Origin of the sequence: Paenibacillus sp. FSL P2-0322, from assembly GCF_037975315.1 — a bacterium.
Taxonomy (GTDB): Bacteria; Bacillota; Bacilli; order Paenibacillales; family Paenibacillaceae; genus Paenibacillus; species Paenibacillus polymyxa_B.
Genome location: NZ_CP150243.1, coordinates 217,992 through 229,763, shown reverse-complemented (window position 1 = coordinate 229,763; position 11,772 = coordinate 217,992). Strand labels below are relative to the sequence as shown.

At 45.7% G+C, this 11,772-nt stretch carries 10 protein-coding genes and 1 other RNA gene; all 11 read right to left on the bottom strand.

Annotated elements, in window-relative coordinates; all coding sequences use genetic code 11:
- Positions 1-78: 78 nt before the first annotated feature.
- Positions 79-1,029, bottom strand: coding sequence for a ring-cleaving dioxygenase (locus MKY24_RS01030; protein WP_339201245.1), 951 nt, complete (start codon positions 1,027-1,029; stop codon positions 79-81).
- 74 nt (positions 1,030-1,103) lie between these two features.
- On the bottom strand, positions 1,104-1,502 hold the full coding sequence (locus MKY24_RS01025; RefSeq protein WP_068938381.1) for a DoxX family protein: 399 nt from the start codon (positions 1,500-1,502) through the stop codon (positions 1,104-1,106).
- Between the two features lie 67 nt (positions 1,503-1,569).
- A complete protein-coding gene (locus MKY24_RS01020; protein WP_068938382.1) occupies positions 1,570-1,797 on the bottom strand; it encodes a DUF896 domain-containing protein in 228 nt (75 codons plus the stop codon).
- Between the two features lie 266 nt (positions 1,798-2,063).
- Positions 2,064-2,428: a transfer-messenger RNA gene (gene ssrA / locus MKY24_RS01015) on the bottom strand.
- A gap of 248 nt (positions 2,429-2,676) precedes the next feature.
- Entirely contained in the window at positions 2,677-3,156 is a 480-nt protein-coding gene (gene smpB / locus MKY24_RS01010; RefSeq protein WP_013308270.1) for an SsrA-binding protein SmpB, read from the bottom strand.
- 279 nt (positions 3,157-3,435) lie between these two features.
- Positions 3,436-6,060, bottom strand: coding sequence for a ribonuclease R (gene rnr, locus MKY24_RS01005; RefSeq protein WP_339201244.1), 2,625 nt, complete (start codon positions 6,058-6,060; stop codon positions 3,436-3,438).
- A 188-nt stretch (positions 6,061-6,248) separates the two neighbouring features.
- A complete protein-coding gene (secG, locus tag MKY24_RS01000) occupies positions 6,249-6,482 on the bottom strand; it encodes a preprotein translocase subunit SecG (protein ID WP_013308268.1) in 234 nt (77 codons plus the stop codon).
- 339 nt (positions 6,483-6,821) lie between these two features.
- Positions 6,822-8,108 carry a phosphopyruvate hydratase gene (gene eno / locus MKY24_RS00995; protein ID WP_013308266.1) on the bottom strand — a complete coding sequence of 429 codons (1,287 nt, stop codon included), beginning with the start codon at positions 8,106-8,108 and terminating at the stop codon, positions 6,822-6,824.
- A gap of 63 nt (positions 8,109-8,171) precedes the next feature.
- Positions 8,172-9,716, bottom strand: a complete 1,545-nt coding sequence (gpmI, locus tag MKY24_RS00990; RefSeq protein ID WP_023986491.1) for a 2,3-bisphosphoglycerate-independent phosphoglycerate mutase — start codon at positions 9,714-9,716, stop codon at positions 8,172-8,174.
- A 1-nt stretch (position 9,717) separates the two neighbouring features.
- The gene (gene tpiA, locus MKY24_RS00985; protein WP_023986490.1) at positions 9,718-10,470 is read right to left on the bottom strand and encodes a triose-phosphate isomerase; all 753 of its coding nucleotides are present in this window, start codon (positions 10,468-10,470) and stop codon (positions 9,718-9,720) included.
- A 59-nt stretch (positions 10,471-10,529) separates the two neighbouring features.
- Positions 10,530-11,711: a phosphoglycerate kinase gene (locus MKY24_RS00980; protein WP_023986489.1), complete on the bottom strand. Its 1,182-nt coding sequence runs from the start codon at positions 11,709-11,711 to the stop codon at positions 10,530-10,532.
- Positions 11,712-11,772 lie beyond the last annotated feature (61 nt).

Here is an 11,772-nt window from a genome sequence, read left to right as displayed (position 1 = left end):
ACCGTTTTTCTAAACCTGGCAGTTCCCATCAACGTGGCTTCACCTTTTCCTCTGGAGGTAAAACAGCTGCCGTTTCGTTTACTGTTGTTTTCCAGTTAATGTTCTCACTTCAATAGGATGCAGATTCGCCTCAATTTGAGCCCGCTGCGGTTCATACCACTCTGGCAGCATTAATTTCTGCCCCAAAGATTCAGCAGGTTCATTATTAGCAAATCCCGGTGGATCTGTAGCAATTTCAAATAGGATGCCGCCCGCTTCTCTGAAATATATCGCATTAAAATATTGGCGGTCTATGATTGGAGTCGGCTGATAGCCATAATGCTGGACTGCGCTTCTCCATTCTTCATGTTGTTCGAAATCTTTTGCACGCCACGCAATGTGATGTACCGTGCCTGCTCCACCAAATCCTAAACCCATTTTGGCGAGCGGAACATCTACGATGTTGCCGATTTCTCCTACAGCCTGGTAACGGGCATATTCGGCGTCTTCATCGGTTTTTGTAAATCCGAGTATGGTCTCCAATGCATCCATCGTTCTCTGTGGATTGACGCTAAATAGCACAGCACCTCCAAACCCCTTAATTGCTTGATCAGCCGAAATGCCATCGTAAGACCAAGTGCTATTCGCTCCCGCTTCACGTTCGACAAGCTCAAGACGTAGACCCTCATTATCCTCGAATTGAAGATATTGTTCAGAAAAACGGCTCGTTTTCGTAACTTGAATATCAAAGCTTTCCAAACGATGTTGCCAAAAATCAAGTGAACCTGGGGGTACCACATACGAGGTTATGCCCACCTGGCCTCCTCCGATTCGTCCTTTGGGAGTTCCTGGTGCAGGGAAAAATGTAATGATCGTTCCAGGACCTCCTGCCTCGTTACCAAAGTACAAGTGGTAAACCTCAGGAGCATCGAAGTTGATTGTTTTCTTCACTAACCGAAGTCCCAGGACGCCGGCATAGAAGTCGACATTTTCCTGCGGATTACCGGCAAAAGCTGTAATATGATGGATACCTGTAGTTTGCAGTGACATATGAAACCCTCCTTTAATCGTAGGAACCTTTATTTTTTGTTGTTGATGGCTTTTAATGACCTAAACATCATGTTTTATCTAAGTAATGCATCGATAGAATATGAACCTGCTCCTGTCAACGCAATACCAATTGCGACTGCAATAAGAACTAGTGGATATTCATAGCCGTTAGCCGTTGCCCAGATCCCGTTTGGGCCATGTACTTTGAAAATCGCTCCGAGCATAGTCACCGTAATCAACAATGCAGCCAGTGGAGTGAGCAGTCCTAAAGCAAATAGAGCTCCTCCCAACAATTCCATCAACCCAGCAGACACTGCCATGAACACTCCGGGCTTAATGCCAATCGATTCCATCCAACCGCCCGTACCCTTTGGACCATAGCCACCAAACCAACCAAAAAGCTTCTGAGCTCCGTGCCCCACCAATAACAATCCAACCACCAAACGTATCAGTAACAATCCACTTGCCAACATAAAAATCATCCTCCATATTATACTTATTTAAAGATTATTAAATTAGAGATATTAGATAAAATTAAATTCATTGTTTAGCGATTTGAGCCTGTTCTTTTTTTAGTTTTTCAGGCGTAACATCGTCTCCATTCGGATCATAAATCGTAGCGTTCAAGAGAATGCTTTGTACAGAACCCCGAAAGATTTGAAGGTATTCTTTGCGCAGATCCGTTTGTTCCGTTTTTTCAATTTCAGTCAACCCAACTTCTTTTGTTTTTTTTGCAAGCTGATTAATTCTTTCTAAAATGGTGATCACGTGTATACCTCCCTATTCAAAATTTTCTGGTTGTTTTATCTTTAATTTATTTATCTTGATATAAAGATATAATATTTTTTTATCCATGTCAATACTTTTTCGAAAAGAAAATCAATGCTTGGGTTGCTTACGGAGAAAAAGCAGCAGGAACACTTAGAGATACCTTTAAGCTACAAGTTGTGTAAAACCTCTTCAAGTCAATTACTAGAGCCATAATAAAAAGCCACCAACCAGAATCACTGGCTGATGGCTTTCTTGTCTTACTTAAATGGAGGCGAGGGGAGTCGAACCCCTGTCCGAAGATAACGACACATAAGCTTCTACGGGTGTAGTGACAGTTTTGATGTCACCCTAGAAACTCCCTGTCACCGGATTCCCTTCGGGTCAGCCTGATTATCTTCTTCAGCTCACCCCAGGCGGAGATGAGACAGCGTATTCCACTATTTGTTAGCCCCTATCCCAGTCACATGGACGATGCTGGGTAGAAGCACGCACACAGTTTCTTAGGCTGCGAAAGCGTAGTTGTTTTGTTGTTTGCCGTTTAATAGGCTTTAGCGTTGATGAAGCGGACGCGTCCCCACTACCCGCTACCCATGCTCGAACTATCCCCGTCGAATCCATAAACGCCCCCTTATTATAAAAGGGCTCCACGGATAAATCCGGAAATACCGGAGCATAAGCATGCATAATATCAAAAGCTGAATTCTAAGATTCAACACTCGAACAAAGTTAAAAGCTTTAAAACTGACTACTTCGTTAGTATAGCATATTACAGGTCATTACGAAACGAAATGAAGCCATTTAAGCCTTATAAAATAGCACCATTACAGGAACAAGTAACTTCTCCACGTAATTTGTACCATACAATAATACAGCAACTTATCTCGCAATTTTCTGTTTCTCACGCAAAGCGCGCTGGATATCACGCTGTGCATCACGTTTAGCGGCAGCATCACGTTTATCATACTGCTTTTTACCTCTACCCAGTCCGAGCAAAAGCTTGGCATAACCATTGCGAACATAAATCTTTAACGGAACAATCGTGTAGCCTTCCTGTTTGGACAATCCGATAAGTTTGCGAATCTGCTCTTTATGCAACAGCAGCTTACGCGTACGGGTCGGATCAGTAGGATTATTACGATTGCCTTGCTCAAAGGGACTGATATGCATATTGTGAATATGAATTTCGCCGTTACGGATCGTAGCAAATGCGTCACTTATATTAGAGCGACCATTCCGTAGAGACTTAATTTCTGTTCCCGTTAGCACCATGCCCGCCTCGTAAGTGTCCTCAATAAAATAGTCATGGGAAGCTTTTTTGTTCTGGGCGAGCACTTTCCCGTCTGCCTTCTTACCCATGAATACCACTCCTTATGAATAACGTAATTCACTCTTGAAATCCAGGCATCAAAATCCGGCTACAAAGGGCCACCTAGAAATATATTGTAACAAATTTCAGATGGTAAAAGCAAGAAAGGTCAAGCCTTCTACATTTCTAACTGCACTTATATCACACTTAAAACCAAGCGGCTTCCATCCAATACAGCAGACAGAAACCGCACGTATACCTATGCTTCAAATCAGCTTCATACACTGCAATGAAAGCTCCAGCCTTCAAAGTAAGTAAGCTCTAGCTACCTACTTCTTCTTTTTCCGCACAAAGCCCGCGGTGCTATTGCCGCCACTTCCGCCCTTATTCTTCCGCTTGCGACGTGCTGCGCCTTCACCGTTTGGTCTGGCATCACTACCTGGTGTAGCTGCTCCGCCGATGAAAATACCGCTGGCAGACGTCTTCTTCCGTCGCTTGCTTGCCCCGGATGCTGGCGAGTTATACCCGCCCTTGCCACTGCCAAAGCCGAAGCTGCTAGCTGAGCCGGCTCCAGCTCCGTTTCCACCGCCGCGCCCTGAACGACCTGCGGTGCTAATACCTCCGCCACCTACGCCTGAACCGGCTTCTTTAGGCTTCCCGGCAGCATCACGACCGCCTTTACGCTCCCTGCCAGCCTTGTCTTTACCACCCTTACGTTCGCGCCCTTCATGGGGTTTGCCTTTACCTCGGCCCTCACCGCCACGCGCAAAACCTCCGCCCTGTCCTGAACCGCCCGTCCGTTCACGGCGTTGCCGTTGCTTCATATCGACAAGTTCAAAGTCAATTGTGTAATCTTCCATGTTCACACGCGCGACGCGAACCTTAACCTCATCCCCAATGCGGAACACCTTGGAGGTGCGTTCGCCAATCAAAGCCATATGCTGCTCGTCAAAGTGGTAATAGTCGTCCGTAAGCGCACTCAGACGCGTCAGACCCTCCACTGTATTGTCCAGCTCAATGAACATCCCAAAGCTGGTTACACTGCTGATGATGCCTTCGAACTCCTCGCCGACCTTGTCCAGCATATATTCAGCCTTTTTCATCTGCTCTGTATCACGTTCTGCATCCACAGCCACACGTTCACGCTCGGAAGATTGCTGCGCAATATCAGGCATACGTGCAGTCAAATATTCCTGACGCTCGGCTGTTAAAGCCCCGCCGTTCTCCAATACCTCACGAATGACACGGTGAATCACCAAGTCAGGGTAACGACGAATCGGCGATGTAAAATGAGAGTAATACTCCGCTGCTAGCCCAAAATGTCCTGTCGTTTCCGCATCATACTTTGCCTGCTTCATCGAACGCAGCATCATCGTGCTAAGCACGGTTTGCTCCTTCGTACCCTGAATATCTTCCAGCAACGTTTGCAGTGCACGCGGATGAATGGAATTTCCTCTACCTTTGATCTGATGCCCAAAATTAGCTGCGAAAGCCATAAAGTTTTGCAGCTTCTCCGGATCTGGGTCCTCATGAATCCGGTACAAGAAAGGTACTTTGAGCCAATGGAAATGTTCGGCTACCGTTTCATTGGCCGCCAACATAAACTCTTCAATAATTTGTTCAGCTATCGTACGCTCTCTCTTCACAATATCTACAGCTTTGCCTTCATTATCCACAATCACTTTAGCTTCATCAAAGTCAAAATCAACCGCACCTCGGCGCATTCGATTAGCACGCAGCTTCAATGCCAATTCCTTCATCGTGCCGAATACATCAACGAGATCCTTGTACCGTTCCAACAGTTCAGCATCTTCCTCTTCGAGGATTTTGCGAACGTTAGTGTACGTCATCCGTTCCTTCGTTTTAATCACACTGGTGAAAATATCATGCTTTACAACCTTCATATGCTCATTGAATTCCATCTCACAGGATAAAGTCAGTCGATCCACCTGTGGATTCAAAGAACATATTCCGTTCGAAAGTCGATGTGGAAGCATAGGAATGACACGATCAACCAAATACACGCTACAACCGCGGTTATATGCCTCCTGATCCAGCTTAGAGTTCTCACGCACATAATACCCTACGTCGGCAATATGAACGCCCAGACGGTAGTTTCCGTTCGGCAAGCGCTCTACATTTACAGCATCATCCAGGTCTTTGGCATCCTCGCCATCAATGGTAACAATGATCTTATCACGCAGGTCGCGCCGTCCCTGACGAACAATCTCTTCTTCCGTAATCGCGTCGGGAGCCTTCTCCGCTTCCTCTGTAACTTCATCTGGAAAAGCTTCCGGAAGCTGATGCTTGCGAATAACTGACAAAATGTCGACGCCCGGATCATCCTTATGACCCAAAACTTCCAACACTTCGCCTTCCGCCGCTGCTCGTCCTTCTGGATAGCTCACAATACGCACAACGACCTTTTGACCGTTTACGGCTCCATTGAAGCTTGTTTTTGGAATGAAAATATCCCGGTTAATACGCTTATCATCCGGCAGAACGAAACCATATGCTTCGTGGCTCTGAAACACGCCTACTACTTGAAGCACTGCACGCTTCACGATCCGTACAACTTCACCTTCTAATCGACCGCCCGCAGGTCCCTTCGAGGACACTCTTACCAGTACCGTATCTCCATTCATCGCACTTTTTAAGTCGTTCGCATGAATATATACATCCGGGTGCTCCCGGTCCTCTGGAATCAGAAAGGCAAATCCCTTGGCATGAGCCTGCAAACGCCCACGCTGCAAATCCATCCGTTCCGGCACGCCATAACGGTTTGTGCTGGTCAGCAGGATTTTCCCCTCTTCCTCCAAGGAATTCAAGAGCTTAAGAAATTCACGGAAATCCTCCGCATCCTTAATATCAAAGTGCTGCTCCAGCTCCTGGTAAGTCATGGGTTTGTATGCAGTCTCGCGCATAAAATCGAGTAGTTGTTGCTCTGTTATCATAATATTGTCCACCTCGGGTGACCTTTAATTTTCAGTAATAAATCCGCATGTCCTTGTTCCTGATACAAGGCTCTTAATATACTCATACCCTAGTATACACGAATTTAATCGACGGCATCCCTGCCTGTCCAAAATCTAAAAAAAGCCCCCGTTTCCCGCGAAACGAAGGCTTAAGGTACATATTTATCTTATTTTGCAAAAAATGCAACTAAAACAGAAACGATCATAAAACCCGCACCCAAAACAGCAGTTGCACGTTGTAAAATCAAATCCATACCGCGAGCTTTTGTTTTGCCGAACAGATGCTCAGCACCGCCAGAGATGGCACCGGACAAACCTGCGCTTTTCCCCTTTTGCAGTAAAACAACCGCAATAACAGCAATCGAGAACACAACGAGCAGCACTTTCAAAAAGATTTCCATGAAAAATCCCACCTCCTGAGCTTATACATCTGTTTTGCAAAACAACACAGCCTCTTTTATGAAAACATGTACATATCATGTTATAAATAGCCGGAAATTAACGCAAAACACTATTTTTATTCTACCACAGCTTCCAGTAGATAACAACAGTTATACAAGTCACTCAGCCATTAAGCCTTTGCAAAGTTATGTATTCTCATACACATCCATAATAACAAAAAAACAGACCTGCCCGCGGTGGCGAGTAGGTCTGTTTTTTAATGCGTAAAAGCTTTGAGCGTTGAGACTTCGTGATCATGAACCATGAGTCAGAGGCGCCATCAGCATTTTTGCGCAATATTATTTTTTCAGGTTGTAGAAAGATTTCAGGCCGTGGTATTGAGCCAGTTCACCCAGTTGATCCTCAATGCGGAGCAATTGGTTGTACTTCGCAATACGGTCAGTACGGGAAGGAGCACCTGTTTTAATTTGGCCTGCATTTGTTGCAACAGCGATATCAGCGATTGTGCTGTCTTCGGATTCACCGGAACGGTGAGAGATAACAGCTGTGTATCCTGCGCGTTTAGCCAATTCGATAGCATCGAAAGTTTCAGTCAGCGTACCGATTTGGTTTACTTTGATCAGGATGGAGTTACCGATGTTTTCATCGATACCTTTAGCCAGACGCTCTGTGTTTGTTACGAACAGGTCGTCACCAACCAATTGGATTTTGTTGCCCAATTTTTCAGTGAGCAATTTCCAACCTTCCCAGTCATCTTCGGAGCAACCATCTTCAATAGTGATGATTGGGTATTTATCAACCCAAGAAGCAAGCAGGTCAACGAACTCAGCAGAAGTGAAGGATTTGCCTTCGCCTTCCAAAGTGTATTTTCCATCTTTGAAGAACTCAGTGGAGGCAACGTCCATACCGAGGAATACGTCAACACCTGGTTTGTAACCAGCTTTTTCGATCGCTTCGATAATAGTGGACAGAGCTTCTTCGTTAGATTTGAAGTTAGGAGCAAAACCACCTTCATCACCAACAGCTGTGTTCAAACCTTTGGAGTTCAGTACGGATTTCAGGTTGTGGAAGATTTCTGCGCCTACACGCAGAGCTTCTTTGAATGTAGGAGCGCCTACAGGCAGAACCATGAACTCTTGTACGTCAACGTTATTGTCGGCATGAGCGCCACCGTTAACGATGTTCATCATTGGCACTGGCAATTGTTTAGCATTGAATCCGCCCAGGTAAGTGTACAGTGGCAAGCCCAGAGCTTCAGCAGCAGCGCGAGCTACAGCCATGGATACAGCCAGAATTGCGTTTGCACCCAATTTACCTTTGTTATGTGTACCATCCAATTTGATCATCAGCGTGTCGATTTCTACTTGGTTCACAGCATCCAAGCCGATTACTTCAGGAGCAATAATTTCGTTCACGTTTTTAACAGCTTGCAGAACGCCTTTACCCAGGTAACGGGATTTATCGTTATCACGAAGCTCTACAGCTTCGTGAGCGCCTGTGGAGGCACCGGAAGGAACGATAGCACTACCGATAGCACCGGATTCCAGATATACTTCAACTTCAACCGTTGGGTTACCACGGGAGTCGAGGACTTCGCGAGCGTACACGTCAGAAATAATAGTCATTTGTACTTAATCTCCTTTGTGAATCATGATTTATTGGTCAAGCCTATACTTATTAAATCAAGCTTACTTGCGGGATGCAATCATAGATTTTCCTGTCATTTCCGCAGGTTGCGGAAGTTGCATCAAATCCAGAAGCGTTGGAGCTACGTCAGCCAGTATTCCATGCTCACGCAAAACGATATTTTCGTCAGTCAAAATGAACGGAACCGGATTAGTTGTGTGAGCTGTGAACGGACGTCCCTGCTCATCAATTTCCATATCCGCGTTACCATGGTCAGCAATGATAATAACCACGCCGCCTTTGGCTTTAACCGCATCTACAACACGTCCAACACATTCATCCGTCGTCTCTACCGCCTTAATCGTTGGCTCCAGCATACCGGAGTGTCCAACCATATCCGGATTGGCAAAGTTCAGGATAATCGCATCATGCTTGTCGGCTTCGATTTCCTTAACAGCAGCATCCGCTACTTCATACGCACTCATTTCCGGCTGCAAGTCATATGTAGCCACTTTAGGCGAGTTGATCAAAATACGAGTTTCGCCAGGAAGCTCCACATCACGTCCGCCACTGAAAAAGAAAGTAACGTGCGGATATTTTTCAGTCTCAGCAATACGCAATTGCTTTTTGTTGTTTTGAACCAACACTTCACCAAACGTGTTATCCAGGTTTTTCGGTTCGTATGCTACAAAGCCTTCAACCGTTTCGCTGAACAACGTCAGGCAAACAAAGTGCAAATCTTTAGGCAATTTCGGGCCACGGTCAAAACCACGGAAGTCCGCGTTTGTAAATACCTGAGACAGTTGAATCGCACGGTCAGGACGGAAATTGAGGAAGATAACAGAGTCATTGCTTTCGACCAGCCCTACAGGACTTCCGTCAGCCTTCACAATAACCGTTGGCTCCACAAATTCGTCGAACACTGATTTTTCATACGATTCTTTCAATGCTTCCATTGGATCTGTGTATTGAGGGCCTTCTCCGTATACGATTGCACGGTAAGATTTCTCCACACGTTCCCAACGTTTGTCGCGGTCCATAGCATAATAGCGTCCTTGTACAGTCGCAATTTTGCCTACGCCCACTTCTTGAATTTTGGCGATCAGTTGCTGCATGAAGCCTACGCCGCTGTCAGGCATAACGTCGCGTCCATCCATGAAAGCATGAATGTACACTTCAGTTAAGCCTTCTTTTTTCGCCAAGTCCAGCATAGCGAACAGATGGCTGATATGGCTATGCACGCCGCCGTCAGACAACAGTCCGTACAGGTGAAGTTTCGTGTTGTTCTTCTTAGCATGTTGCACTGCTTTAACCAGTGTTTCATTGTCGTAGAACTCGCCGTCACGAATGGACTTCGAAATACGAGTCAAGTCTTGATATACAATTCGGCCTGCGCCGATGTTCAAGTGACCTACTTCGGAGTTACCCATTTGTCCTTCAGGCAGACCCACTGCTTCGCCAGAAGCCGTCAGCGTTGTATGAGGATACTGTTGTAAATACCGGTCGTAATTCGGTTTGTTGGCCTGCGCAACCGCATTACCTTCTACGTTGTCACGCAATCCGAACCCGTCCATAATAATTAAAGCTACCGGTTTTGGTGCTGTCATCTTACTTCGCCCCCTCAACAAGCGCGATGTACGACGCCGGTTGAAGACTGGCACCGCCCACAAGCGCGCCGTCGATATCGCTTTGACCCAGGTACTCAGTAACATTTTCAGGTTTTACACTGCCACCATACTGAATACGTACAGCATTTGCTGTATTCTCATCATACAGCTCTTTAATCAGACTACGGATATAGGAAATCACTTCATTCGCATCCTGCGAAGTGGAGGATTTGCCTGTTCCGATGGCCCAGATTGGCTCATAAGCAACAACTACTTGTGCAGCCTGATCCTTAGCCAAACCAGCAAAAGCTGCTACAGTTTGCACTTTTACAACCTCTTTGGTTTGTCCAGCTTCACGATCTTCCAGCTTTTCGCCTACACATACGATTGGAGTCAGGTCATGACGGAATGCCGCATGAACCTTTTTGTTCACCGTTTCGTCTGTTTCATTAAAATATTCACGACGCTCGGAGTGTCCGATCACAACGTAGTCTACGCCCAGATCTTTCAGCATTCCACCGCTAATTTCACCTGTAAATGCGCCATCTTCTGCAAAGTGCAGGTTTTGTGCTCCAATTTTAATAGACGTGCCTTTTACTGCTTCAACCAGAGCAGGAAGATTTGTAAATGGTGCGCAAATCACGCTTTCCACTCCTGCAACCTCTGCTTTGCCTTTGATCTCTTCGATGAAAGTTTTAGCTTCTGGTACGGTTTTAAACATCTTCCAGTTACCCGCGATAATCGGTGTTCTCAATGGTTTCAACTCCTAACTATTAGGTGCCCTAAAGCTTTATTCACGCATAGTGCGTTTGATTATTTATCGTTCAGTGCAACAACACCCGGAAGTGCTTTGCCTTCCATAAATTCCAGAGATGCGCCGCCGCCAGTGGAGATATGATCCATTTTGTCAGCCAAGTGGAATTTTTCAGCCGCAGCCGCAGAATCACCGCCACCAATGATGGTGTATGCTTCTGTTGTTGCGCAAGCTTCCGCTACTTCACGAGTACCACCAGCGAAAGGCTCGATTTCAAATACGCCCATTGGTCCGTTCCAAACAACCAATTTGGAGTTTTTGATAACATCTGCATAGATTTTACGTGTTTTCGGTCCGATGTCCACGCCTTCCCAATCTGAAGGAATGCCGTCGATATCCACAATGTTTGTGTTCGCCGTAGCGCTGAAATCGTCAGATACCACAATATCAACCGGAAGGTAGAAGTTTTTGCCGAGCTTCTTCGCTTTTTCAATAAATCCAAGAGCTACGTCCAATTTGGATTCATCCAGTAGGGATTGACCCACTTCATGACCTTGAGCTTTGAAGAATGTATAAGCCAAACCGCCACCAATGATTACGTTATCTGCAATATTCAGCAGGTTGTCGATCACGTCGATTTTGTCTTTTACCTTGGAACCGCCGATAATGGCTGTAAAAGGACGATCTGGGTTTGAAAGAGCTTTACCGATTACAGACAATTCTTTCTCCATCAGCAGGCCGGAAACAGCCGGAAGAAGATGCGCGATACCTTCTGTGGAAGCATGAGCACGGTGTGCTGCACCAAATGCGTCATTCACGAAAACGTCTGCCAATTCAGCAAATTGCTTCGCCAATTCAGGATCATTCTTTTCTTCTCCTGCATAGAAACGTACATTTTCAAGCAACAGCACGTCGCCGTTTTGCAGTTCAGCCACTTTCGCTTTAACAGCTTCGCCTACCGATTCGTCCACTTTAACTACTGGTTTTTTCAGCAGCTCAGACAAACGTACGCCAACAGGAGTCAGACGCATGGATTCAACAACCTGACCTTTTGGACGTCCAAAGTGACTCGCCAAAATAACTTTTGCACCTTTTTCAATCAGGTAGTTAATGGTTGGCAAGGTTTCACGAATACGCTTGTCATCCGTAATTTTACCGTCCTCAACCGGAACGTTAAAATCTACACGAACAAACACCCGTTTTCCATTCAGTTCTATATCACGTACGCTCTTTTTGTTCATCTCCATATTCCTCCGCACCCTTATAATTTTACGAATCAGGAATTCAAGGCACATTTGATAT

Excerpts from the sequence above, each read along its gene's own strand:
- gpmI (WP_023986491.1), bottom strand. The coding sequence starts at position 9,716 with ATGACAGCACCAAAACCGGTAGCTTTAATTATTATGGACGGGTTCGGA.
- MKY24_RS00980 (WP_023986489.1), bottom strand. The coding sequence starts at position 11,711 with ATGAACAAAAAGAGCGTACGTGATATAGAACTGAATGGAAAACGGGTG.
- secG (WP_013308268.1), bottom strand. The coding sequence starts at position 6,482 with ATGGAAATCTTTTTGAAAGTGCTGCTCGTTGTGTTCTCGATTGCTGTT.
- smpB (WP_013308270.1), bottom strand. The coding sequence starts at position 3,156 with ATGGGTAAGAAGGCAGACGGGAAAGTGCTCGCCCAGAACAAAAAAGCT.
- rnr (WP_339201244.1), bottom strand. The coding sequence starts at position 6,060 with ATGATAACAGAGCAACAACTACTCGATTTTATGCGCGAGACTGCATAC.
- eno (WP_013308266.1), bottom strand. The coding sequence starts at position 8,108 with ATGACTATTATTTCTGACGTGTACGCTCGCGAAGTCCTCGACTCCCGT.
- MKY24_RS01030 (WP_339201245.1), bottom strand. The coding sequence starts at position 1,029 with ATGTCACTGCAAACTACAGGTATCCATCATATTACAGCTTTTGCCGGT.
- MKY24_RS01025 (WP_068938381.1), bottom strand. The coding sequence starts at position 1,502 with ATGTTGGCAAGTGGATTGTTACTGATACGTTTGGTGGTTGGATTGTTA.